General features: G+C 71.3%; 22 protein-coding genes. 11 read left to right on the top strand and 11 right to left on the bottom strand.

The window, feature by feature from the left end; all coding sequences use genetic code 11:
* Nucleotides 1–2 precede the first annotated feature (2 nt).
* Both pseI and IEY82_RS23050 read right to left on the bottom strand, forming a co-directional pair.
* Nucleotides 3–1,046, bottom strand: coding sequence for a pseudaminic acid synthase (pseI, locus tag IEY82_RS23055; RefSeq protein WP_189126282.1), 1,044 nt, complete (start codon nt 1,044–1,046; stop codon nt 3–5).
* Nucleotides 1,043–1,543, bottom strand: coding sequence for a GNAT family N-acetyltransferase (locus IEY82_RS23050; protein ID WP_189126281.1), 501 nt, complete (start codon nt 1,541–1,543; stop codon nt 1,043–1,045). The genes pseI and IEY82_RS23050 overlap by 4 nt, the downstream gene beginning before the upstream one ends.
* Before the next feature lie 157 nt (nt 1,544–1,700).
* Between IEY82_RS23050 and IEY82_RS23045 the strand changes: the two genes are divergently transcribed.
* The 3 genes from IEY82_RS23045 to IEY82_RS23035 are packed head-to-tail and all read left to right on the top strand — an operon-like array spanning nt 1,701 to nt 5,115.
* Complete coding sequence (locus tag IEY82_RS23045; RefSeq protein ID WP_189126280.1) at nt 1,701–3,149, top strand: glycosyltransferase family 2 protein; 1,449 nt, start codon at nt 1,701–1,703, stop codon at nt 3,147–3,149.
* Nucleotides 3,150–3,197: 48 nt separating this feature from the next.
* Complete coding sequence (locus tag IEY82_RS23040; RefSeq protein ID WP_225263621.1) at nt 3,198–4,043, top strand: CDP-alcohol phosphatidyltransferase family protein; 846 nt, start codon at nt 3,198–3,200, stop codon at nt 4,041–4,043.
* Nucleotides 4,044–4,065: 22 nt separating this feature from the next.
* Complete coding sequence (locus IEY82_RS23035) at nt 4,066–5,115, top strand: sulfotransferase family protein (RefSeq protein ID WP_189126278.1); 1,050 nt, start codon at nt 4,066–4,068, stop codon at nt 5,113–5,115.
* Nucleotides 5,116–5,180: 65 nt separating this feature from the next.
* Here IEY82_RS23035 and IEY82_RS23030 read toward each other — a convergent pair whose 3' ends face one another.
* The 8 genes from IEY82_RS23030 to IEY82_RS22995 all read right to left on the bottom strand — a co-directional run bounded on the left by IEY82_RS23030 (nt 5,181) and on the right by IEY82_RS22995 (nt 15,680).
* A complete protein-coding gene (locus tag IEY82_RS23030; RefSeq protein WP_189126277.1) occupies nt 5,181–6,245 on the bottom strand; it encodes a glycosyltransferase in 1,065 nt (354 codons plus the stop codon).
* On the bottom strand, nt 6,242–8,881 hold the full coding sequence (locus IEY82_RS23025; RefSeq protein ID WP_189126276.1) for a bifunctional glycosyltransferase/CDP-glycerol:glycerophosphate glycerophosphotransferase: 2,640 nt from the start codon (nt 8,879–8,881) through the stop codon (nt 6,242–6,244). The genes IEY82_RS23030 and IEY82_RS23025 overlap by 4 nt, the downstream gene beginning before the upstream one ends.
* An 86-nt stretch (nt 8,882–8,967) precedes the next feature.
* Nucleotides 8,968–9,735 (bottom strand): SRPBCC family protein, encoded by a 768-nt coding sequence (locus tag IEY82_RS23020; protein WP_189126275.1) that lies wholly within the window; start codon nt 9,733–9,735, stop codon nt 8,968–8,970.
* 81 nt (nt 9,736–9,816) lie between these two features.
* Nucleotides 9,817–10,671, bottom strand: a complete 855-nt coding sequence (locus IEY82_RS23015; RefSeq protein ID WP_189126274.1) for an FAD binding domain-containing protein — start codon at nt 10,669–10,671, stop codon at nt 9,817–9,819.
* Nucleotides 10,668–13,070 carry a xanthine dehydrogenase family protein molybdopterin-binding subunit gene (locus IEY82_RS23010; protein ID WP_189126273.1) on the bottom strand — a complete coding sequence of 801 codons (2,403 nt, stop codon included), beginning with the start codon at nt 13,068–13,070 and terminating at the stop codon, nt 10,668–10,670. Before IEY82_RS23010 ends, IEY82_RS23015 begins: the two co-directional genes overlap by 4 nt.
* The gene (locus IEY82_RS23005) at nt 13,067–13,549 is read right to left on the bottom strand and encodes a (2Fe-2S)-binding protein (protein ID WP_189126272.1); all 483 of its coding nucleotides are present in this window, start codon (nt 13,547–13,549) and stop codon (nt 13,067–13,069) included. Before IEY82_RS23005 ends, IEY82_RS23010 begins: the two co-directional genes overlap by 4 nt.
* 75 nt (nt 13,550–13,624) lie before the next feature.
* Complete coding sequence (locus IEY82_RS23000) at nt 13,625–13,825, bottom strand: hypothetical protein (RefSeq protein WP_189126271.1); 201 nt, start codon at nt 13,823–13,825, stop codon at nt 13,625–13,627.
* The gene (locus IEY82_RS22995; protein ID WP_189126270.1) at nt 13,815–15,680 is read right to left on the bottom strand and encodes a PspC domain-containing protein; all 1,866 of its coding nucleotides are present in this window, start codon (nt 15,678–15,680) and stop codon (nt 13,815–13,817) included. Before IEY82_RS22995 ends, IEY82_RS23000 begins: the two co-directional genes overlap by 11 nt.
* A 113-nt stretch (nt 15,681–15,793) precedes the next feature.
* Between IEY82_RS22995 and IEY82_RS22990 the strand changes: the two genes are divergently transcribed.
* The 8 genes from IEY82_RS22990 (at nt 15,794) to IEY82_RS22955 (ending at nt 21,817) form a co-directional block, all read left to right on the top strand.
* Complete coding sequence (locus tag IEY82_RS22990) at nt 15,794–17,002, top strand: ATP-binding protein (protein ID WP_189126269.1); 1,209 nt, start codon at nt 15,794–15,796, stop codon at nt 17,000–17,002.
* Entirely contained in the window at nt 16,999–17,631 is a 633-nt protein-coding gene (locus IEY82_RS22985; protein ID WP_189126268.1) for a response regulator, read from the top strand. Before IEY82_RS22990 ends, IEY82_RS22985 begins: the two co-directional genes overlap by 4 nt.
* Nucleotides 17,632–17,762: 131 nt before the next feature.
* Nucleotides 17,763–19,226 carry a glutamate-cysteine ligase family protein gene (locus IEY82_RS22980; RefSeq protein ID WP_189126267.1) on the top strand — a complete coding sequence of 488 codons (1,464 nt, stop codon included), beginning with the start codon at nt 17,763–17,765 and terminating at the stop codon, nt 19,224–19,226.
* Between the two features lie 85 nt (nt 19,227–19,311).
* On the top strand, nt 19,312–19,899 hold the full coding sequence (locus IEY82_RS22975) for a neutral zinc metallopeptidase (protein ID WP_189126266.1): 588 nt from the start codon (nt 19,312–19,314) through the stop codon (nt 19,897–19,899).
* Between the two features lie 159 nt (nt 19,900–20,058).
* On the top strand, nt 20,059–20,316 hold the full coding sequence (locus IEY82_RS22970) for a WhiB family transcriptional regulator (RefSeq protein WP_189126265.1): 258 nt from the start codon (nt 20,059–20,061) through the stop codon (nt 20,314–20,316).
* A 9-nt stretch (nt 20,317–20,325) separates the two neighbouring features.
* The gene (locus tag IEY82_RS22965) at nt 20,326–21,009 is read left to right on the top strand and encodes a CPBP family intramembrane glutamic endopeptidase (RefSeq protein WP_189126264.1); all 684 of its coding nucleotides are present in this window, start codon (nt 20,326–20,328) and stop codon (nt 21,007–21,009) included.
* Between the two features lie 185 nt (nt 21,010–21,194).
* On the top strand, nt 21,195–21,395 hold the full coding sequence (locus IEY82_RS22960; protein ID WP_225263624.1) for a type II toxin-antitoxin system VapB family antitoxin: 201 nt from the start codon (nt 21,195–21,197) through the stop codon (nt 21,393–21,395).
* Nucleotides 21,392–21,817, top strand: a complete 426-nt coding sequence (locus IEY82_RS22955; RefSeq protein ID WP_225263626.1) for a PIN domain-containing protein — start codon at nt 21,392–21,394, stop codon at nt 21,815–21,817. Before IEY82_RS22960 ends, IEY82_RS22955 begins: the two co-directional genes overlap by 4 nt.
* 197 nt (nt 21,818–22,014) lie before the next feature.
* Here the strand turns inward: IEY82_RS22955 and IEY82_RS22950 are convergent, their stop codons facing one another.
* Nucleotides 22,015–22,734, bottom strand: a complete 720-nt coding sequence (locus IEY82_RS22950; protein ID WP_189126262.1) for a PIG-L deacetylase family protein — start codon at nt 22,732–22,734, stop codon at nt 22,015–22,017.
* Nucleotides 22,735–22,778: the final 44 nt, after the last annotated feature.

Below are 22,778 nucleotides of genomic sequence, written 5' to 3'. Positions count from 1 at the left end.
AGTCAGACGAGGTCCCAGGTGAGGGGGGTGCCGGGGGCGGCGTCGCGGGTGAAGCGGCGGCCCATCACGTCGGCGGCGGCCGCAGGGGGCAGGCCCCCGGCGGGCCGGATGGAGCGGACGTTCTGCCCGGTCACCGGCTCGCCCGCGCGCACCTGCCGGACCACGTAGAGCGACCGGCGAAAGCGCAGCCCCTCGCGCTCGGAGGCGCGCGGGCCGATGACGGGGGAGCCCAGCGACTGCCAGGCGCGCTCGCTCTCCACGACCAGGGCCGCCAGCTCGGCGGGTTCCAGCGAGAACGCCGCGTCGACGCCGCCGTCGCTCCTGGCGGTCGTGAGGTGCTTCTCGATCAGGCAGGCCCCGAGCGCCACCGCCGCGAGCGCCGCGCCGAGGCCCGGCGTGTGGTCGGACACGCCGACGACCGCGCCGGTGAGCCCGGCCAGCAGCGGCAGCGCGCGCAGGTTGCTCTCGGCGGGGGAGGCGGGGTAGGAGGCGGTGCACGCCAGCACGGCGAGCTGGGTGCAGCCGCCCTCGCGGGCGGCCTGCACGGCGGCGTGGATCTCGCCGACCGACGCCATGCCGGTGGAGATGATCAACGGCTTGCCGGTGCCGGCGGCGAGCCGGATCAGCGGCAGGTCTACGACCTCCGACGAAGCGATCTTGTACGCCGGCGCGTCGAGCTTCTCCAGGAACTCCACGGCCGTCGGGTCGAACGGCGACGAGAACGGCACCAGCCCCAGCGCGCGGGCCCGGTCGAAGATCGGCTCGTGCCACTCCCACGGCGTGTGGGCCCGCTCGAACAACTCGTAGAGGCGCTCACCTCCCCACAGCTCGTGCCCGTCGCCCAGGCGGAAGGCCGGGCCGTCGGCGTCGATCGTGATGGTGTCGGGCCGGTAGGTCTGCAACTTCAGCGCGTGGGCCCCGGCGGCGGCCGCCGCGTCGACGATCGCGAGGGCCCGCTCCAGGCTGCCGTTGTGGTTGCCGGACATCTCGGCGATGACGAACGGCGGCCGGTCGGCGCCGATGGCGCGGCCCGCTATCTCGATCACGCGTCTTCCTCCCTGGTGAGCTGGATGGCGACGACGTCCACGGGCGCGCCGTCGACGTGTCGCGTGTGCCGGCCGGTCTCGGCGAACCCGAACCGGCGGTGCAGCCGCCTGACCGCCTCGTTGCCGGCCAGCACCTCGCCCCGGAGCGTGGTCAGCCCGAGCGGGCCGAAGGCGTGGCCGACGACCGCCCGCTCCAGCCCGATCCACGCCCGCAGCAGGGCGCCGGACCGTTCGAGACCGTCGAGGTCGAGGTAGAAACCCCAGTCGGCGCACCGCGAGCCGGGCCGCAGCCCGGAGAAGGTCACCACGCCCGCGGCGGCCCCGTCGTGCTCGTAGACCAGCACGCGCCGAGCCGGGTCGTCCTTGACCGCGGCCCACCAGCGGGCGTGCTCGGCCTCGCCGATCTCGTGGGTGGTGAAGCTCGCGGCGCGGACCCGTGGATGGTTGCGCCAGCGGAGCATGACGGGCAGATCGTGGTCTCCGACGGGCCTCAGCATCGTCGCCCCCCTACGCCTGGTGCCGGAACGGTCTCACACCGTAGCGGATGCCGGATCGGGTAAAGAGCTGATCAGGGAGAGGCATCGCCCGCCGCCCTCAGGCGATGGCCGGGGCATCCTGCCCACTAAGCATCCCCCGCACACAAGGAGTCACGGCATGGCGCCCCTGGTCAGCGTCGTCGTCCCGGTCTACAACGTCGAGCCGTACATCACCGAGTGCCTGGAGTCGCTGGCCGCCCAGACGCTGCCGGACCTGGAGGTCATCGTCGTCGACGACGGCTCGCAGGACGGCAGCGCGCGGATCGCCGAAGGCTTCGCGGCCCGCGATCCGCGGTTCGTCGTGGTCCACCAGCCCAACCGCGGCCCCGGGCCGGCCCGCAACGAGGGGGTGCTGCGGGCGCGCGGGACCTATCTGGCGTTCGCGGACAGTGACGACGTCGTGCCGCCCGAGGCGTACGGGACGCTGGTCTCCTCGCTGGAGCGGTCCGGGTCGGACTTCGCGTGCGGTGGGGTGCGGCGGCTCCGGGAGGGCGAGCTCGCCGAGTCGACCCTGCACGAGAAGGTGTTCAGGCGTGACGTGCACCGCACTCACATCACGGACAGGCGGGTGCTCATCAGGGACCGGACGGTGTGGAACAAGGTCTACCGCCGCGGCTTCTGGCACGAGCAGCGGCTGCGCTTCGCCTCGGGGATCTACGAGGATGTGCCGCTCAGCATGCGGGCGCACGTCATGGCCGCGAGCGTGGACGTGCTGTCCGACGTCGTCTACCACTGGCGCGAGCGCGACTCCGGCGAGACGTCGATCACGCAGCGGCGGGCCGAGCGCGCCAACCTGGCCGAGCGGCTGACCGCGATCCGGGAGGTCAGATCCTTCCTGGAGAAGGAGGCGCCCGACCTGGCCGACGCCTTCGACGGCCTGGTCCTGGAGAAGGACACCGTCTTCCTGTTCCAGGCGCTGGAGCAGGCCGAGAAGGACGAGATCCCGGCGCTGGTCGACCTGGGCCGCCAGTGGGTGGCCACGCTGAGCCCGGACGTGCTCGCCGCCGCGTCGTCGCTGCGCCGGCTCGAACTGCACCTGATCGAACGCGGGCTGGTGAAGCAACTGCGGGAGGTCCGCAAGTTCCGGCGCGCCGCCGTGAACGGCACCAGGATCGTGCCGCGCGGGCTGCGCACGACCGGCTGGTACGGCGACTACCCCTACTTCCGCGACCGCAAGCTCAAGATCCCCGACGAGGTGTTCGACGCCCGCCAGGAGCTCAGGCTGCTGGCCACGGTCGAGGACTGCCAATGGACCGGCGACCGGTTCGTCGTGCGCGCGGAGGTGTCGATGCACCGCGTGCGGCGCAGGCCGGGCCGGCTGGAGGTGTGGCTGACCGACGGCAAGCGCCACGTGCCGCTGGAGGTGCGGCGGGTCCGTGGCCCGGGGATCGTCCTGACGGTCGACCCGGCCTGGCTCAAGGGCGGGCGGCCCCACTGGCGGCTGCACGTGCGGGCCGAGACCCGGGGGCTGGTGCTGGAGGAGCGCTTCCGCGACGCCGACGGTCACCGTCCGTGGCGGCTGTCCGTGCCGGGATGGTCAAGAACGGGCATGGACATCTCCTATTAGTTCCAGAGAGTAATCAGTCGAGCGCGAGTCGTGGCCATGCTGGAAGCCATGAGGACCTATTCGCTCGATGACGTCCACGCGACACGTAAGCGGAGAGATTCCTGGTGGACCGTGTACGTCGTGGACCCGGTCGCGTGCCGGGCAGCTCTGCTGGTGGCCAACCACACACGGATCACGCCCAACGAGCTCACGGTGTTCTCGCTGGTCCTCGGCCTGGTCTCGGCGGTCTGTTTCGCACTGGACCAGTTGGTGGCGGGTTCGGCCATGTTCTATCTGAGCTTCATGGTCGACTGCGTCGACGGCAAGATCGCCAGGCTCAAGGGCACGGGGACGCCCTTCGGCCTCTGGCTCGACTACGTGGGTGATCGGGTCAGGGTGGTCTTCTGCGCCATGGGGCTGGCGTACGGGCAGTACACGCTCACGGGGGACGTGCGCTACATCCTGCTCGGGGCCGGGGTGGCCGTGCTCGACCTGTTCAGGTACGTCAACGCGCCGCAGATGAAGCGGGTGCGGGAGACGATCAAGCTGGCGCGGGCCGAGGCGGCGGAGCTGGCACTGGGGTACGGCGTGGACAAGCCCGTCAGGCGGGGCCCGGCCCGCTCGCCGGGCAGGCCGCTCACGCCGGCCGTCAGGGTGCGCCGGTTCATGAAGCGGCTCAACAAGTATCTGGCGCGTCGCCGGGTCCGGTCCCACCTGATCAGCGGCATCGAGTTTCACGCCGCGGTGTTCGTGGTGGCGCCGCTCGTCGGGGTGGTGGCCCTGGTCCCCGTGGCGGCGGCCGCCGGCGCGCTGCTTCTCGCCAACGAGATCTTCCTTGTCTACCGGATGTGGATCTTCACCCGCCGGCACACCGTGCCCGTCCAGGTGGAGAACCGAGAGCACGTTCTCGTCTAAGTTTTCGGGGGTTAGAACGAAAATGTCCGATCGCCCAGTGTTCGTCGTCGGCTGCCCGCGGTCCGGCACCACGATGCTGCAGCTCATGCTTCACTCGCACCCGCGGATCGCGGTGCCGCCGGAGACGCGGTACCTCGTACCCGCCTACCAACGCCGCCGGATGTTCGGCGACATGCGCCTCGCGCAGCGCCGTCAGGCCCTCGCCGAGTGGATCGCGGGTGACCGGACCACGAAGTTCCACGAGCTCAAGATCGACAAGGACGAGTTCGTCCGGCAGTGCGTCGAGGGCCCCGGCTCGCTCGGCTCGGTGATCGGGACGACCTTCCGGATGTACGCCGACCGCTTCGACAAGCCCCGCTGGGGAGACAAGCGGCCCAGCTACGTCAAGCAGGTCGACATGCTGCTCAGGCTCTTCCCCGACGCCCAGTTCATCCACCTGATCAGGGACGGCCGCGACTGCGTGGCCTCGCTGAAGGAGATGCCCTGGTTCACGCACAACTCCTTCCACGCGGTCTCCACCTGGGCCGAGGCGATGGACGCGGGAGCCAAGCTGCGGCGGACGATGGCCGCCGACAGCTACTACGAGCTGCGGTACGAGGACCTCACCGACGACCCGTCGACCGAGCTGAAGAAGCTCTGCGTCTTCCTGGAGGAGGACTTCGACGAGGCGATGATCTCGCCGCGCGAGGCGGCCAGCGTGGCCGTGCCCGTGCACAAGGTCTGGCACAGCAACACCCACGGCGACGTCACGCGCGCCCGCGTGGGCAGCTGGGCCGCGCGGCTGGAGAACTGGGAGATCGCGCTGTGCGAGGACGTCCTCGGTGACCGGCTGGTGAGCCAGGGCTACGAGCTGACCGGCGCGGCTCCCGCCGCCAAGGCGCACCTGGCCGCGTGCCAGAAGACCATGCAGAAGCGCCGCGCCAGCCGGCTGCGCAAGAACATGCGCGACCGCATCAACCGGCTGCGCGAGCCCAGCCCGGTGGCCGCGCTGCTCACGAGCGGCCAGCGGGCGATCGCCGGCGTGCCGCGCCAGCGGATCGACTCGCCCGAGATGGCCGACCGGACGCTTTAGACCTGCCGAGATGGCCGGCCGGAGGCTGTGGGGCTGCCGAGTCGGCCGGCCGGACGCTGCGGGGGTCAGCGCTCGATGTGGGCGAACAGCGACTCCCAGCCGTCCAGGACGTGGTCGAGGAGGAACGCCTCGGCCGTGGCCCGGGCGGTGGCGCCCAGCCGCCGCCGCTCCTGCACGGAGCCCATGAGCCCGGCCAGTTCCTGGCCGAAGGCGTCCACGTCGCCGGGCGGGACGAGCACGGGAGCCACCGAGCGGACCCCGCCCGACACCTCGAAGGCCACCGCGGGCACGCCGTGCGCGGCCGACTCCAGCAGCACGATGGGCAACCCCTCGTGCTCGCTGGTCACCGCCAGGATCGAGGCGCCGAGGTATTCGCGCGGCATCTCGGCGGCGGGCACGCGGCCCCTGAAGACGACCCGCTCCTCGACGCCCTCCCGGATCGCGTGGGCGCGCAGCCGGTCCCGCTCGGCGCCGTCGCCGATCAGGTGCAGCTCCCAGCCGGGCGGGGCGTCCGATCTGGCGAACGCGCTGATCAGCCGGTCGAACCGCTTGACCCCCTCCAACCGCCCGATGCCCAGCACCCGGGGCGTCTCCAGCGTCGAGACCTTCTCGGGCCAGGCGGCCAGCGGGTTGGGCACCGACCAGGTGTTGGGTAGCAGCGCGTGCTCGGCGAACCGCCACGCGTCGTCCGGGCTCAGGAAGACGGCCTGGTCGAGCTCCGGGTAGTGGGCGCGGATCGAGTTGAGGTGCCAGCAGTCGCGGGCGTGCTCGTAGGAGCCGTGGTACTGGCCGATCGGCCGCAGCGAGGCGGGCACCGCGCCCGCCATCCGGGTCACCATCCCGGGCGAGGTCATGATCACGAAACCGGGAGGCATCGTGGCGAGCAGCCTGGCCAGGCGGCGATCGGCCGCCGCGCGCGCCGACCGGCCGACGGTGTCCAGCGGGTGGCGGCTGATCACGTGCTGCCGGTAGAGCGGCTCGTCCACGTAGCGGAACGGCGCGCGGGCCCGGTGCACGCCGATGACGTGCACCTCGTGCCCGCGCCCGGCCAGGCCCTGCGCCAGGGTGTGCGTCACCTGCTGGATGCCGCCCAGCGTGTCGGCGTCCAGGCAGGCGAAGACCACGTTCACGAAACCTCCCGGGTCTCGAAGAAGTCCGTCACGATCCTGGCCGCCGCGTCGCCCCGCTCGTCGGCGCACCACAGCTTCCTGAAGGCCGCGTACCGGTCGGCGTAGGAGGCGTGCGTGGCGGGCAGATCGCGGATCCGGTCGATCAGCTCGCTGGTCGTGGTCACGCACGGCCCCGGGGCGATGGCCGGCAGGTCGTGGTAGACGCCCCGCTCGGAGAGCCGGTAGTCGTCCCAGTCGTCGATGTGGAACAGCATCGGCCTGCCGGTGAGCGCGTAGTCGCACATCACCGACGAGTAGTCGGTCAGCAGCGCGTCGGAGGCCAGGATCAGGTCGTTGATCTCGGGGTACGACCCGGCGGGCCGGACGAAGTGCCGCAGGTGCGACGGCACCTCGTAGCTCTCCACCGGGTGGGTCCGGAGCACGATCACCCACTCGTCGCGCAGCTCCTCGGCCATGAGGTCGAGGTTCACGCGCACCGAGGCGCCGCTGCCCTTGGCCCGGTCGCGGTAGGTGGGCGCGTACAGAAGCACCTTGCGTCCGGCGGGGATCTCCAGCCGGACCCGCACGTCGTCGCGGGACGTCCCGTTGACCAGGGCGTCGCAACGCGGCGTCCCGTACCTGTAGACCGGGCCGGTGTAGCCGTTGGCGGTCAGGAAGTGGCGCGAGAACTCCTCGCTGGGCGAGACCAGCGCGTCCCAGCGCGCGACGGCGGCGCGCCACTGGGCGCGTGGCCGGTCGAAGTCCGCGCGCAGGTCCGGCGCGTCGAATCCGACGGACTTGATGCCCTGCCCGTGCCAGGTCTGCAGGTAGCGGGTGCGGCGGGGTTTCGGGTAGTCGAGCGGGAAGCCGTGGCTGTCCACCCAGACGCCGGCGCGGGCCATCGTCCAGACGTGGCGCCAGCTGCCCCGGCGCACCACCCGAGCGTCGGCGGGGAGGGCGCGCCGGTGGCCCCTGGCCACCGACCAGACCACGTCGATCGGCAGCGCGCGTCGCCGCAGCTCGTCGTAGATGGCGCGCGGGCTGCCGGTGCAGCCCTTGCCGACGTCCGACTCGAACAGGGCCAGGTCGCGCCGGGGCGGCAGCAGCCGGATCACCGCCTTGTAGAAGCGCAGCTTGCCGGCCGGCGTGCTGACGCGCCTGAGCACCGCGCGCCTGATCCGCCGGGCCAGCGGGCGCAGCCGCGAGCGCGACTGTATCCGCAGGTAGGAGGCGTTACCGTCGGTCGTCACGGTGACACCCGGCAGCTCGATCGGCCGCAGTCCGGGGTCCGCCATCAGCCGGTCGGTCGTCGTGTGGCCGTCGGACAGGCGGGTGAAGCCGATGCGCGGCTCGCAGCCGGCCCGGGGGGTGAAGGTGATCTCGCTGATGTAGCCGCCCTCGCCCGACGGCTCGGGCTCGATGGGGATCCGCGTCCGGCCGAGCCGCAGGAACGCCTTCCGGTCGACGGGCAGCGCGCCGAACGGGTCGTAGCTGTGCACGGTCATCCGGACCCGGTCGCCGTCGGCGGCGATCTCGGTCACCTCGTGCCGCAGTCGGCTGGCGCTGAAGGGCAGCTCGGCCAGCCGCAGGGCGGTGATGTCCATGCCGGGCGCGACCGTGGTGCCCCAGTACGTACGCCCGTCGCTCCGCACGGCGGCCCGGGGCGGCGCCTTGGGGCCGGTCAGCGAGCTCGCGGCGATCCTGAGGTCGTCGATCCGGTCGTCGAGGATGAGATGGCAGCAGACCCGGGTCATCGGGTCGATCCGCCGCAGCACACCGGCGGGGATCTCCGCCAGGTACGGCCGCACGACCGCCGCGAACTCCTTGACCCACACCCGGTCGCGCGTCGGCAGCGGGTTGAGGTAGACGCGCAGGTCCTGGCGCAGGAAGCGTTCCTGCCGGGCGGGCAGCAGGTCGTCCGCGCCGTGACGGCGCAGCACGTCGTCGCTCCGCCGGGCCGCGACGACCCGGTGGCGCACGTTGTCCATCTCCTTGATGCTGAGCGAGATGGACGTGCGGTCGCGCCCGCGCCGCCAGTGGTAGACGACCCACGGCACGACCGCGAACCGGTGGGACGTGGCGTACAACTCGGTGGCGAAGACGTGGTCCTCGTAGTGGATGTCCTCGGGGAAGCGCAGCATCGCGTCGCGCAGGAAGCGGACGCTGTAGAGCTTGTTGGTGGTGAAGGAGTCGAGGAACAGCTCCGGCTCGGCGCGGATGCCCGGCACCACCCTGCGCCTGGCGAACAGCGTCGGGTAGTAGCGCTGCATCCGGCCGTTCCACTCGTACAGGCGGGAGATCTGCCCGGAGACGAAGTCGGCGCCGGTCCGCTCGATCTCGGTCAGCAGGCTCTTGCAGGCGTGCCGGGGCAGCTCGTCGTCGCTGTCGAGGAACATCACGTACGGCGCGGTGGCGGCGTCGAGGCCGTCGTTCCTGGGGGCGCCGCAGCCGCCGCTGTTGGCCTGCCGGCGCAGGTAGCGCACGCGCGGGTCGGCGCGCATGAGCTCCTCGGCCACCCTGGGCGTCTCGTCGGTCGAGGAGTCGTCGGCGATGACGACCTCGAGGTCGCGCAGGGACTGCCGGAGCACGGAGCGCACCGCCCTGGGCAGCCGCTCGGCATCGTTGTACGTGATCACGACGACACTGCACGCCGGCATGCCAACACCCCCGAGTCAGACACGTGGAGAGAGGCATTCCCCCTGTTCGGGAGATGTGTCCGGACTTGATGGTGTTTTTGCTGGAATTAGCGCATGAGCCGTCTGATCAGCCAGCCGATCAGCAGCAGTGCGGCGACCGCTCCGGCGACCGGCGCGAGCCGCTTGAGCAGCGGCGTGCCCGCGATCTCCAGGAGATCAAGCGCCTCCTCGTCCGGCGTGCGCGAGGTGCGCAGCGTGCCGGCCGGCCGGATGTCCTGATCGGGAGGCGAGGGCACCGCGCTGAGGTGGCGCTCCTCCACTACCGCCGGCCCTTCTACGGGCCCTTCCGCGGGCCCTTCTTCGGGCACTTCCGCGGCCCCTTCTGCGGGCACGGGCACGGCCGGGGCTGCCGGAAACTCGTGGGCCGGCTCGGCCAGCAGGTCGGCGAGATTGGCCGCGAATCTGTCGATCAGCTTGCCGCCCACCTCGGCCATCACGCCGCGGCCGAACTGCGCCGGACGCCCGGTCACGTTGAACGACGACTCCACCGCGACGGCGGTCGAGCCGTCGGCCGGGCTCAGCGTCGCCTTGACGGTGGCCGCGGCCGTGCCGGTGCCGCGGGACTCCTTGCCCGACGCCTGGATCGTGAGCGTGTGCGCGTCCTTGTCGACGTCCTCGAACCTGGCCGAGCCGCGATAGGTCACGGTGATCGGTCCCACCTTGATCTTCATCCGGCCGGTGAACTCGTCGCCCTCGACGGTGTCGAGCGCGGCGCCCGGCAGGCACGGCGCGACCCGTTCCACGTCGAGCAGCACCGCCCACGCCTGCTCGATCGGGACCGGAACCGTGAAGTCGTGCTCGAACCGCATCGCCATCGATCCGCTCCTTTTCCCGCTATTGCGACATTACGTCGATAAGGGGGCGCCCCGGAAGAGGGGACGCCCCCGGAGCCGAGGTCAGGGAGAACCGGCGGCGGTGCGGATCGCGCGATGGGTCAGCACCCTGGCCAGATGCCGCCGATAGTCGGGCTGGGCGTGCAGGTCGCCCGACGGCGAGGTGCCCTCCGCCGCCTGCTCGCACGCCTGGCGGACCTGGTCACCCAGCTCCGCGCCCTGCAGCGCGCTCTCCACCGCACGGGCCCGCAGCGGCGTCGGGCCCATGTTGGTCAGCCCGATCCTGGCCTCCTGGATCGAGCCGTTGGAACGCCGGACGGCCGCGGCCACCCCGACGATGGGCCACGCCTGCGCGGTCCGGTGGAACTTCTCGTAGTGATAGCCCCAGCCGTCGCCCAGCTTGGGAATCCGCGCCCCGAGCAGGATCTCTCCCGGTCGCAGCGCGGACTCCAGGTAGTCGACGAAGAACTCGGCGGCGGGGATCTCCCGCTCGCCCTCCGCCGACCGGGCCACGAGCACGCCGTCCAGCGCCAGCACCACGGCCGGCAGGTCGGCCGCCGGGTCGGCGTGGGCCAGTGAGCCGCCGAACGTGCCGCGGTGCCGTACCGCGGGGTCGGCCACCGTGGCGGTGGTCAGCGCGACCAGCGGGCAGGCCGAATTGACCAGGCTGGAGCGCATCACCTCGTCGTGCGTGGTCATCGCGCCGATGAACACATGGTCGCCGCGGTCGTGCACGCCGGTCAGCTCGGGCAGCCGCCCGAGGTCGACCAGCGTCGACGGATAGGCCAGCCGCAGCCGCAACAAGGGCAGCAGTGACTGCCCGCCCGCGAGCGCCTTGGCGTCCTCGTCCGAGGCGAGCGCCTGGCAGGCCTCGTCGAGCGAGCCGGGACGGACGTAGTCGAACGTGGCAGGGATCATCGCCGAACTCCTTCCAGGGCCCGCCAGACACGCTCGGGAGTGCACGGCATCTGGACGTCGTGAATCCCGCGCGGGCGCAGGGCGTCCACGATGGCGTTGACGACGGCCGGCGTGGAGGCGATCGTGCCCGCCTCGCCGACGCCCTTGACGCCCAGCGGGTTGCTCGTGGCCGGCGTCTCGGTCCGGTCGGTGACGAACGTGGGCAGGTCGGCCGCCGACGGCAGCAGATAGTCGGCCATCGTCGTGGTGAGCAGGTTGCCCTCGGCGTCGTAGACGGCCTCCTCGTACAGGGCCTGCGCGATGCCCTGGGCGATGCCGCCGTGCACCTGGCCGTCGACGATCAGCGGGTTGATCACCTTGCCCACGTCGTCGACCGCCACGTACGAGCGGATCTTCGACATGCCCGTCTCGGTGTCGACCTCCACCGCGCACAGGTGGGTGCCGTGCGGGAAGGAGTAGTTGTCCGGGTCGAACGTGGAGTCGGAGTCGAGCCCGGCCTCCACGCCCTCGGGCAGGCTGTGCGCCGTGAACGCGGCGAACGCCAGCTCCTGGATCGTCTTCCGCGAGTCGGTGCCCCGCACCTGGAACGCCCCCTCGGCGAACTCCAGGTCCTCGGGAGAGCATTCCAGCAGGTGCGCGGCCAGCTTGCGGGCCTTGTCCTTGACCTTCTCGCACGCCTGCAGCACCGCGACGCCGCCGACCACCAGCGAGCGCGAGCCGTAGGTGTCCATGCCCTTGTGCGAGATCGCCGTGTCGCCGTGCAGCACCGTGATGTCCTCGAACGGCACGCCCAGCGTGTCGGCCACGATCTGGCTCCACGCCGTCACGTGTCCCTGGCCGTGCGGGGAGGTGCCGGTGATCACCTCGACCTTGCCCGTGGGCAGCATGCGGATCGTGCCGTGCTCCCAGCCGCCGGCGCCGTAGTTGGACTCGCCGAGCAGCCTCGACGGGGCCAGCCCGCACATCTCGGTGTAGATGCTGACACCGATGCCGAGCTGGACCGGGTCGCCCCTGTCACGCCGGTCGGCCTGTTCGGCCCGCAGCTTGTCGTAGCCGAACAGCGCCATCGCCCGGTCCGTCGCCGCCTCGTAGTTGCCCGAGTCGTACGTCAGCCCGGCGATCGTCGTGTACGGGAACTCCTCGTGCCTGATCCAGTTGCGCCGCCGCACCTCCACCGGGTCCAGGCCCAGCTCGGCGGCCAGCTCGTCCATGACGCGCTCGATGGCGTACGTCGCCTCGGGCCGCCCGGCGCCCCGGTAGGCGTCGGTCGGCATCTTGGTGGTGAACACACCCGTGCAGCCGAACTCGTACGCGTCCATCTTGTAGATGGCGTTGTACAGGGCCGCGCCCAGCATCGGGATGCCCGGTGTGACCAGCATGAGATAGGCGCCCATGTCGGCCAGCAGGTCCACCTGGAGCCCCCGGATCCGCCCGTCGGACTCCGCCGCCACCCTGATGTGCTGGATCTGGTCGCGGCCGTGGTGCACGGTCAGGTTGCCCTCGGAGCGCGACTCGGTCCACTTGACCGGCCTGCCGAGCCTGCGGGTCAGCAGCAGGCACAGCACCTCTTCGGCGGTGACCTGCAGCTTCGAGCCGAACCCGCCGCCCACGTCGGGCGCCACCACGCGGATCTTGTGCTCGGGGATGCCGGTCGTCACGGCCAGCATGACCCGCAGCACGTGCGGGATCTGGGTGGAGGTCCACAGCGTGAAACCGTCGCCGTCGGTGCTCGCGAGCACCGCGCGCGGCTCCATCGCGCTCGGGATGAGCCGCTGCTGGATGTAGGTCCGGTCGATGAGGACCGGCGCGTCCCTGAACGCCGCCTCGATGTCGCCCGAGGTGATCTTGGCGGTGAACGCCTGATTGCCGGCCTCGTGCACCTTCGGGCTGCCCTCGGTCAGCGCGTCGTTCATGTCCACGACGGCGGGCAGCGGCTCGTAGTCGACCTCGATGGCCTCCAGCGCGTCGGCCGCCCGGTAGCGGTCCGTCGCGACGACGCAGGCCACGGCCTCACCGACGTAACGCACCTCGGACACGGCCATCGGCGGGTGGTCCGGGATCACGATGTCCTCGCTCACCGGCCAGGCGCACGGCAGGCTGCCCTGCTCGTCGGCGAAGTCCTGGCCGCTGAACGCGGCGAACACCCCCGGCAGGCCGCGCGCGCCCGACACGTCCACCCGGGTGATCCGGGCGTGCGCCATCGGGCTGCGCAGGAACATGACGTACAACATGCCCGGCTGAACCAGGTTGTCGGTCCAGCGCGTGTGCCCGGTCAGCAGCCGGGCGTCCTCCTTGCGCCGCCGCGACCGGCCGATCTCCCCGCCGGTGCCGCCCGGCTCCGAGATCTGGTCGCTCTCGGCGATCTGCTCGCCCACCAGGCCGGGATCCAGCTCGGTCATGACGACTTCACCGCCTGCCCCATCTCCTGGGCGCCACGCCGTACCGCGCGGACGATGTTGCAGTAGCCGGTGCATCGGCAGAGGTTGCCTTCCAGGCCCTCCCTGATGGCCTCCTCGGACGGGTCCGGCGTATCCCTGAGCAGGTCGATCGCGGCCATGACCATGCCAGGTGTGCAGTAGCCGCACTGCAGGGCGTGTTCCTCGTGGAAGGCGCGCTGCATCGGGTGCATGGACCCGGGCGAGCCGAGCCCCTCGATCGTGACGATGTCGCATCCGTCGGCCTGGACGGCCAGCACGGAGCAGCTCTTCACAGTCTTGCCGTCGAGCATCACGGTGCAGGCGCCGCAGTTGCTGGTGTCGCAGCCGACAGGAGTGCCGGTCTTGCCCAGTCGTTCTCGTAGCAGGTGGACGAGGAGAAGTCGCGGCTCGACTTCCTCCTCGTATCCGACTCCGTCAACGGTGACGGTGATCCGGGGCATACGTCCTCCCTCAGGAGCAGGGGGAAAGGCGGATAAATGCCAACGTACGCCGGTGTTTTTCCCGGTCAAGGGTTATCAACCGCGGAGCACCCTCGCGACGATGGCCACGAGACCCGCGAAACCCAGCCCGACGACCAGCAGCGAGACCAGGACCAGCGGATCCGTGATCGCGCGGGTCATGATCAGTATGCCCAGCACGACGAACAGCACACCACTGAGCAGCGCCATCCAGTCGGTCCGGTGCAGCCGGCGCGGCCGATCGACGTCAGGCCGCATGACGCACGTCCATGTCGCCGACGCCACCGCTCAGATTGAGCACGATGGTCGACACCTTCCCCGACGGTGGAGTCTCCGGCTCCAGCACCGTGTCGAACCTGACGTCCATGCCACCCCTCAGCGACTGGCCCACCTGGATGTCGCCCACCTTGTTGATGGCGTGCACCTCCACCTTGACCGTCGGCGGCACGATCACGGTCAGCTCCCCGATCGACATCGACGCGTTGAACGTCAGCCTCGTGCCCGGGGTCAGCCTGAGCTCCGACAGGTCGAGCCGGCCGCTGCCCACCCCCACGTCGTACACCTTGCTCGCCTCCGCGGCCGTGACCGGAGTCCACACCGAGTCGCCGACCTTCTCCGGCAGGCCGCCGAGCGTCAGGGCCAGGGCCACCATGAGCGCCACGGCCGTGCCCGAGGCCACCAGCCCGGCGCCTCGGCCCCACCAGGCCGCGATCAGCAGACCCGCCCCGATCGTGACGAGGACGCTGCCCCCCACGATGATCGGGTTCACTCCGGGGCTCGATCCGGCTTGGACCGCCACGACGATCCCTCCAATGACGATGGCGAGCAACATGGTGATGGCGCCGATGAACGATCGCGGGCGCGGGCGGCGTGGCGGCGTCGGCGTCGGCGGGCCGTACAGGGCGGGGTCGTAAGGGGAGTAGCCGGCGCGCTTGCTCGGGTCGAGCGGCTGGTACGCGTCGCGCGGGTGGTACGCGTCGCGCGGGCGGTAGGGGCCGTGCGGCGCGAACGGCGCCCCGTACGAGGCGAACTCCGTGTCCCGTCCGCCTCCGGACGCTCCGTCGCCCAGGGACCTGTCCAGGCGCGTGAAGCCACTCGCGTACAGCGAGTCAGGTGTCTCTTCGCGGATGGTCGTGCCCGCGTGGGGCGAGCCGGGTGTCTCTTCGCGGGTGGTCGTGCCCGCGTACGGCGAGCCGGGCGTCTCGTCGCGCGGAGTCTCGACGGCGGCCGTGCCCGGGGAGGCGGCGGTGCCGGCCGGCGCGACGTCGGTCGCCGCGACGGCTTCCCGCGGCACTTCGGTGGCGTCGTCCTCGCGAGGGCCGGCCGGCGTGCTCTCGTGTGGCGCGTCGCCCGCTGGAGTGTCCGCACGAGGGAGGTCGTCCGCCGGGAGGCGCGCGGTGACCGATTCGCTCGGTGAGGTGGTGGCGGGGATGGGCGACCGGTGGGGGACGGTCGGGTCCGGGACCGGCGGCGCCTCCGGCGACCGGGACGTAGCGGCGGAAGACGGCATGTCCGGGCGGACGGGACGGAGGGTGGTGTCCACGCCCAGGGAGCCGTGGGCCGTTTGGGCCGTCGCGACCGGCGGTTCGCCGTACGGGGACGGCCGGGGGAAGCCGGGGGAGGGCGCCACGGGCGGCGGTGGATACGCCTCGGCGGCCTGGCGGCGGGTGAGCCGCTCGGGCATCGAGCGGGCGAGGCCGAGCAGGTCGACGCCCTTGGAGTGGGCGGCGAGCAGCGCGACCGCCAGCAGCAGCCCGACCACCAGGGTGCCGGTGCCGAGCCAGACCGTGGTCAGGTTGATCGCCAGCCCGAACGCGAGCACCGCCGTCAGCAGCGCCATCACGGTGTCGGCGTCGAAGTCGCGGCGGCTCCACTGCTCGATGTAGCCGGGCCGGCCGTCCGGCTCCTTCATCAGCAGGAACGCCGCGATGTACAGGAAGAGGCCGATGCCCGAGCCGAACAGGAGCACCGCGAACCCCGCGCGGAACACCACGGGGTCGATGCCGGTGTGCCGTCCCAGCCCGGCGCAGACGCCCATGAGGAAGCGGCCCTCGCCGCTGCGCCGCAGGACCCGGGGAGGCGCGGCCGGTTCCTTCGCCGGTGCTTCTGTCATGGAACCATCGTGGACCCGCCCGGTGGCCGTCCGCATCGGGGAGACCCCTGAGCCGACCCTGGGGGTTGTTCCCGATGTCCGAATCGCCGGGGGCGTGTGACGATGGTGGCGTTATGGCTGACCAGAAGACACTTGCCGAGCCCGGCGGCGACGCGCCCTACCGCCGGATGACACGGCCCATGGAGGGCCGCCTCGTCGGCGGCGTGGCGCAGGGGCTGGCGAGCCAGCTGAAGCTCGACCCGGTCGTGGTCCGGCTGATGTTCGTGCTGTTGAGCGTGGTCGACGGGGTCGGCTTCGTGGCGTACGCGGTGCTCTGGATGGTCGCGCCGCGCGAGCCGCACGAGGGGCACGCGCCCGCGCGTGACTGGAGCCAGCTGGCCGCGTTCAGCGCGATCGGGATGGCGCTGATGGCGTTCGGGTGGCTGACCGGCGCCTCCAAGGGAGGCATCGGCATGCTGCCGTTCGCGGTGGGCGGCATCGGCGCGCTCATCCTGTGGCAGCAGGCCGATCCGGTACGCCGCCGCAACTGGGTGAGCGGCGCGACCCAGAGCATCCGGAAGAACCGGGTCCGCACGCTGCTCGGCGTGGCCCTGGTCGTCGTCGGCGCGGCCGGCTTCCTGGCGGCTCAGGGCGAGCTGGCCCCGGCCCGGCCCGGCCTGCTGTTCACCGTGGTGGTCGTCGGCGGGCTGGCCGTCATCGCCGCGCCGTGGCTCGCGGGCCTGTGGAAGGAGCTCCAACTGGAGCGCCGCGAGCGCATCCGGCAGGAGGAGCGGGCCGAGGTCGCCGCGATGGTGCACGACTCGGTGCTCCACACGCTCACGCTGATCCAGCGCGTCGCGCAGGACCCGCGCGAGGTCACCCGCCTGGCCCGCGCGCAGGAGCGCGAGCTGCGCAACTGGCTCTACCAGCCGGCCCAGGACGCGGACGCCACCGTGGCCGCCGCGGTCCGCCGGATCGCCGCCGAGGAGGAGGACGCGCACGGCGTGGCCATCGAGGTGGTCTGCGTCGGGGACATCGCGCTCGACTCGGCCGGCAAGCTCGCCGCCATGCTGAAGGCGTCCAGGCAGGCGATGGTCAACGCGGCCAAATACTCTGAGAGCCCGTCTATTTCCGTCTATGCGGAAGTGGAGGGTGAAGAGGTGACGATTTTCGTGAAGGATCGGGGCAAGGGCTTCGATCTCGACACGGTGCCGCTCGACCGGATGGGGATCAGGGAGTCCATCATCGGGAGAATGGAACGTCACGGCGGCACGGCCCGGGTGCGCACCGAGCCGGGTGAGGGCACGGAAGTGATGTTGACCATGAAGGTGGAGAAACCATGACGCGGGTGCTGATCGTCGACGACCACCGGTTGTTCCGTTCCGGCGTGCGGGCCGAGCTGGGTGACTCGATCCAGGTCGTGGGCGAGGCCGAGGACGTCGACACGGCGGTCAAGGCGATCGCCGAGCTGGAGCCCGACGTGGTCCTGCTCGACGTGCACATGCCGGGCGGCGGCGGCCAGGAGGTGCTGCGCAAGGTCCTCGGCTCCGGCTCCTCGGTGAGGTTCCTCGCGCTGTCGGTCTCCGACGCGGCCGAGGACGTGATCGGCGTGATCAGGGGCGGCGCCCGCGGCTACGTCACCAAGAACATCAGCGGCAAGGAGCTGACCGACGCGATCCGCCGGGTGGCCGACGGCGACGCGGTCTTCTCGCCGAGGCTGGCCGGGTTCGTGCTCGACGCGTTCGCCTCCTCCGAGGCGCCCTCGATCGACCCGGAGCTCGACTCGCTGACGCAGCGAGAGCGCGAGGTGCTCAGGCTGATCGCCCGCGGCTACGCGTACAAGGAGATCGCCAAGGAGCTGTTCATCTCGGTCAAGACGGTCGAGACCCACGTGTCGTCGGTGCTGCGCAAACTCCAGCTGTCCAACCGGCACGAGCTCTCCCGCTGGGCTACGGCGCGCCGCCTGGTCTAGCCGCCTGGTCTGGCCGCCTGGTCTGGCCGCCTGGTCTGGCCGCCTGGTCTGGCCGCCTGGTCTGGCCGCCCGGACGCGGCCGAGGGGGGGTGGGCTGGTTTCGGCGCGGCTGACGTGCGACATTTCAAGATATGGGGAGGGACGTACCAGCCGTCGTCTTCAGCCGGGACGACCGACGCGCCTACCGGGAGAAGGTGCGGCGATGTCTCGACGTCTTCGCACGAATGCTCCGCGAGTCCCGCTTCGAGCTCGACCGCCCGCTCGCCGGGCTGGAGATCGAGCTCAACATCGTGGACGCGGCTGGCGAGGCCAACATGCGCAACGCCGAGGTGCTCGCCGCGATCGCGCGGCCCGACTGGGCGACCGAGCTCGGCCAGTTCAACGTCGAGATCAACGTCCAGCCCCAGGACCTGCGCGGTGACGGCGCGCTCCAGTTGGAGAACGACGTCCGCGCCCGGCTCAACCACGCCGAGATCCGGGCCCGCTCCGAGGGTGGCCACCTCGTCCTGATCGGCATCCTGCCCACGCTGCGCGAGGAGGACATCGGCGAGGGGACGCTGTCGTCCAATCCGCGCTACCGGCTGCTCAACGAGCAGATCTTCGCCGCCCGGGGCGAGGACCTGCACCTCGCGATCGAGGGCGTCGAGCGGCTCGACACGCACGCCGACAGCCTCGCGCCCGAGGCCGCCTGCACCAGCGTCCAACTGCACCTCCAGGTCAGCCCCGAGACGTTCGCCGCCCACTGGAACGCCGCCCAGGCCATCGCCGGGCCGCAGGTGGCGATCGCGGCCAACTCTCCCTACCTGTTCGGCAAGGAGTTGCACCGCGAGACCAGGATCGCGCTGTGCGAGCAGGCCACCGACACCCGTCCGGACGAGCTCAAGGCCCAGGGGGTGCGGCCCCGCGTCTGGTTCGGCGAGCGCTGGATCACCAGTGTCTTCGACCTGTTCGAGGAGAATGTCCGCTACTTCCCCGCGCTGTTGCCGCTCTGCGAGGACGAGGACCCCAGGGACGTCCTCGACCAGGGCCGCATCCCCCAACTGCACGAGCTGACCCTGCACAACGGCACGATCTACCGCTGGAACCGGCCGGTGTACGCGGTGGCCGACGGCGCCCCGCACCTGCGCGTGGAGAACCGGGTGCTGCCCGCCGGGCCGACCGTGGTCGACATCGCGGCCAACGCCGCCTTCTACTACGGGCTGATGCGCGTGCTGCCGTACGCCGAGCGGCCGATCTGGAGCCAGATGTCGTTCGCCGCCGCCGAGGAGAACCTGGCCGCCGCCGCCCGGTACGGCATTGACTCCCGCCTTTACTGGCCAGGAGTGGGCGAGGTGTCCGCCGCCGAGCTGGTCCTGCGCCGGCTGCTGCCGATGGCCCGCGAGGGGCTCGCCCTGTGGGATGTGGACGGGGCCGTCGCCGACCGGCTGCTCGGTGTCATCGAGGGGCGCTGCCTGACCGGGCGTACCGGTGCGACCTGGCAGGTGGACAAGGTCCGGGCGATCGGCGGAGACCGGCATGAGGCGCTGCGCTTGATGACATTGGAGTACATCGGGCGTATGCATGAGAATGAACCGGTTCACACCTGGGAAGTGTGAGTCTGTGACACGCGTCTTGACTGCTCTCCTGGTAGCGCTGACGCCCCTGGCTCTCGTGTCGTCGGGGTGTGGCTCCTTGCCGCCCATGCCCGCGCCCGTGCCGGCGGAGCCACCCCCCAAGGTCGACTCGTTCGCGGACGACATGCGGGACGCCAGGGAGCTGACCGAGGCGTTCTGGACGAAGCAGTTCGCCAAGTTCGGCTGGACTTACCAGCCCATCAACGACTTCATCGCCTATTCGGGTGACTCCGGGCCGAGCTGCTCAGGTCACCGGGCCGCGCCCAAGAACGCGTTCTACTGCCGGCAGGGCCACTTCATCGCCTACGACCACGAGTGGATGGAAGGACTCTGGAAGGAGATGGGGGACGGCTCCGTCTACGTGATCATCCCGCACGAGCTCGGGCATGCCGTGCAGGCCCAGCTGCGCGCCGACTTCCGGCACAACATCCAGGCCGAGCTGCAGGCCGACTGCTACGGAGGCGCCACCCTGGCGTCGCTGATCAACTCCGGGGCGCTGAACGTCGAGGAGGGCGACGGCCGCGAGCTGCTGCTGAGCCTGGAGGCCGCCGGCGATCCCACCGACGACTGGCTGAACCCCTCCGCCCACGGCACGGCCAAGCAGCGCCAGCGGTCGTTCGCCGTCGGTTACAACGAGGGCGTCGAGTCCTGCTGAGAGTCCGCCGCGCCGCGATGACCATCCGCGATGACCATCCGCGATGACCATCCGCGATGACCATCCGCGATGACCACCCAGGATGACCACCTGGGATGTAGCCGAGGGTCAACCCAGAGGATGATGCGACTGATCATGACCTCGTCGTAGCGTTGACGCATGCCTTTGGAGGAGACCGGCTGGCTGCGCGGGGGCGCTTGCAGATCCAGCGATCCTGAGCTCTTCTTCCCGCTCGCCCCCTCTCCCGCGCAGGAGCAGCGGGCCAAAGCGGTCTGCGCGACCTGCGCGGTCGTCGACGAGTGCCGGTCCTACGCGCTGAGGGCGGGCGAGTCCGAGGGCATCTGGGGCGGCCTCACCCCGCAGGAGCGGCGCCGCACCCGCTTCCCCGCGGGCTGGCGCAGCCCGGCCGCGACGTAGCCTGCGAGGGTGCTGCTTCCCTCGATCGCCGTGCTCGCCGTCGCCAACCTCCTGAACAACAGGGTCGCGCCGAGGCTCGCCCCGCTCACGTCCGCCGCCGCCACGGCCGCGCTGGTGGCCATGGCGCGCGGCTCGGGGCTGTCCTGGCGGGAGCTCGGGTTCGAGCGCCCTCGGCGCGGCGCCCTCACCGGTGGCGCCCTCGCCCTGGGGGTGGTCGGCGTCTACACGGCCGGGGTGGCGACGGCGCGCACCCGCCCCCTCTTCCACGACGACCGCGCGCTCTCCCTGTCCCGGTCGCGCGCCCTGGAGGAGGCCCTGCTGCAGGTGCCGGTGGGCACGGTCCTGCTGGAGGAGGTCGGTTTCCGGGGCGTCCTGTACGGCCTGCTTCGCCGTACACACGGGGCCGGCGCCGCGACGGCGGTGTCGTCGGCGCTGTTCGGGCTCTGGCACATCCTGCCCGCGATCGACATGGCCCGGGCCAACCCCGCGCTGGGCGCCCTCACGGCCGGGGAGTCGCCGGGGCGTCTCGACACGGCCCGGGTGGTGGCGGGCAGCGTGGTGTCGACGGGCGCGGCGGGGGTGCTCTTCTGCGAGCTCCGCCGGCGTGCCGGGCTGCTCGCGCCGTCGATGCTGCACGTGTCCACCAACTCGCTGGGCTACCTCTTCGCCCGCCTCGCCGCGAAACGCGGATGAAGGACGTCTCCCGGGGGATGAAGATCCTCCACCGGACCCGTGGGCTGCGCGAAAAGGCCTGAGGCGCCCGGCTCCGGTGCTCTAAGGTCTCCCTCACGCCTTTCCGTGATCGACCGGACGCGGTGAGTGCGTATATCAAGATCGCTATCAGTGATATGCGCCCGGAGGTACGGAGGTGGTGTCCCATGCGTACGGTCATCGACATCGACACGGAGCTCTTGGAAGCCGCCCAGGCGGAGCTTGGGACGAAGAACATGAAGGAGACGGTCCGCGCCGCCTTGGCGGAGGTGGCCGGCAGGGCGAAGAGGCGGGAGGCGTTCGAGTACTGGACCACTCGCGACAACACCGAGCTTCTGGATCCGGAGATCCTCAAGCATGCGTGGTGACCGCGGGTGTGGTCTACCTGATCGACAGGAGCGCTCTGGCGCGCATGCCCAACCCCGTCGTCGGGTGGGTGCTGGAGCCGCTGCTGCTGGACAGGATGCTGGCCGTCTGCACGGTCACGCAGCTCGAGGTCCTCGTCAGCGCCCGTGACCTCGCCGGTTACGAGCGCGACGCCTGGCATCTCCGCGAGGATTTCCGCCGCCTCGCCATCGATGCCGACGTGCAGGCGCGGGCGCTCGACGTGCAGGCCCTGCTCGTCCGCACGTCACGGCACGGGTGTGTGGGTCCCCGCGACCTGCTGATCGCGGCCTGTGCCGAGGTGCACGGGGCGACGCTTCTGCACTACGACCGTGACTTCGACCTCATCTCCAAGGTCACCGGGCAGGCGTCGCTCTGGGTGGTGCCACCCGGCTCCGTGCCGTAGGCGGTGGGCGCGCGGCGGGAGGTGCCCCGCCGCGCGCCGTACCCTCGGGGTCGGTGCGCTCCGCGCGGTTCAGCCGCTGATTCCGCGCGGGCCGCGCCGCTGGTTCCGCGCGGGCCGGGCGGCTGATTCCGTGCGGCCCGCGCCTCTGATCGCAGGCGGCCCGCGCCCACGCCGGCTCGTGCTCCTGGACGCGAGGATCAGGCGGTCGGTACGACCTGGAAGCCCTCCGCGTAGCGGCCCTCGCCGAGACCGCCCTGTTCGGCCCAGGCGGCGGAACGGGTCCTGACGAAGTCGGCGAAGCCCTCGATGTGCGACACCTGGCTGACGTGCGACCGCAGCGCCGCGATCTTGCGGTCGATGGACGTGGTGATGTCCACCCAGTGGTTGGGCGTCGAACCGCCCATGAGCCAGACCTCGCGCGCCTTCCACGCCTCCAGTCCCTCGTCGCGGAGCAGTTCGGGGAAGGCGTAGGGGTTGCGGGCGTCCGGGTAGACCGCGTCGAGCGCGGAGCCGCCGACCGCTCGGTGGTCGGGATGGCTGGGGCCGATGAACTGGTAGTTGCGGTCGGGGTGGTGGGTGATCACCAGGTCGGGCCGGACCTGGCGGATGACCCGGGAGATGTCGCGGCGCAGCTCCAGTGAGGGCACCACGGTGCCGTCGGAGTAGCCGAGGAAGCGCAGGTCCGTGACCCCCACGACCTTGGCGGCGGCCGTCTGCTCGGTCCTGCGCAGCTGGGCCATGCCTGAGTTGTCCAGAGTGCGCTCGTTGCCGCCCGCGTCGCCGTCCGTGACCAGGAGGTAGGTCACCTCGACCCCTCTGTCGCCGAACAGCGCGATCGTCCCCGCCGCCCCGAAATCGACGTCATCGGGATGCGCGGCGACGACCAGTACGCGGTGGATCTCGCCTTCGGCCAGCATGCTCTCCCCTTCCAGGCTCCTGCCGGAGTCAACCCGGTTCCCGG

Origin of the sequence: Nonomuraea cavernae, assembly GCF_014646355.1 — a bacterium.
Classification (GTDB): Bacteria; Actinomycetota; Actinomycetes; order Streptosporangiales; family Streptosporangiaceae; genus Nonomuraea; species Nonomuraea cavernae.
Note: the sequence above shows the minus strand (reverse complement) of the source record. Positions and strands in the feature narration are given on the sequence as shown.

Coding starts and splice junctions, on each gene's coding strand:
- IEY82_RS23050 (WP_189126281.1), bottom strand. CDS start 1,543: ATGCTGAGGCCCGTCGGAGACCACGATCTGCCCGTCATGCTCCGCTGG.
- IEY82_RS23045 (WP_189126280.1), top strand. CDS start 1,701: ATGGCGCCCCTGGTCAGCGTCGTCGTCCCGGTCTACAACGTCGAGCCG.
- IEY82_RS23040 (WP_225263621.1), top strand. CDS start 3,198: ATGAGGACCTATTCGCTCGATGACGTCCACGCGACACGTAAGCGGAGA.
- IEY82_RS23035 (WP_189126278.1), top strand. CDS start 4,066: ATGTCCGATCGCCCAGTGTTCGTCGTCGGCTGCCCGCGGTCCGGCACC.
- IEY82_RS23025 (WP_189126276.1), bottom strand. CDS start 8,881: ATGCCGGCGTGCAGTGTCGTCGTGATCACGTACAACGATGCCGAGCGG.
- IEY82_RS23020 (WP_189126275.1), bottom strand. CDS start 9,735: ATGGCGATGCGGTTCGAGCACGACTTCACGGTTCCGGTCCCGATCGAG.
- IEY82_RS23015 (WP_189126274.1), bottom strand. CDS start 10,671: ATGATCCCTGCCACGTTCGACTACGTCCGTCCCGGCTCGCTCGACGAG.
- IEY82_RS23010 (WP_189126273.1), bottom strand. CDS start 13,070: ATGACCGAGCTGGATCCCGGCCTGGTGGGCGAGCAGATCGCCGAGAGC.
- IEY82_RS23005 (WP_189126272.1), bottom strand. CDS start 13,549: ATGCCCCGGATCACCGTCACCGTTGACGGAGTCGGATACGAGGAGGAA.
- IEY82_RS23000 (WP_189126271.1), bottom strand. CDS start 13,825: ATGCGGCCTGACGTCGATCGGCCGCGCCGGCTGCACCGGACCGACTGG.
- IEY82_RS22995 (WP_189126270.1), bottom strand. CDS start 15,680: ATGACAGAAGCACCGGCGAAGGAACCGGCCGCGCCTCCCCGGGTCCTG.
- IEY82_RS22990 (WP_189126269.1), top strand. CDS start 15,794: ATGGCTGACCAGAAGACACTTGCCGAGCCCGGCGGCGACGCGCCCTAC.
- IEY82_RS22985 (WP_189126268.1), top strand. CDS start 16,999: ATGACGCGGGTGCTGATCGTCGACGACCACCGGTTGTTCCGTTCCGGC.
- IEY82_RS22980 (WP_189126267.1), top strand. CDS start 17,763: ATGGGGAGGGACGTACCAGCCGTCGTCTTCAGCCGGGACGACCGACGC.
- IEY82_RS22975 (WP_189126266.1), top strand. CDS start 19,312: ATGCCCGCGCCCGTGCCGGCGGAGCCACCCCCCAAGGTCGACTCGTTC.
- IEY82_RS22970 (WP_189126265.1), top strand. CDS start 20,059: ATGCCTTTGGAGGAGACCGGCTGGCTGCGCGGGGGCGCTTGCAGATCC.
- IEY82_RS22960 (WP_225263624.1), top strand. CDS start 21,195: ATGCGTACGGTCATCGACATCGACACGGAGCTCTTGGAAGCCGCCCAG.
- IEY82_RS22950 (WP_189126262.1), bottom strand. CDS start 22,734: ATGCTGGCCGAAGGCGAGATCCACCGCGTACTGGTCGTCGCCGCGCAT.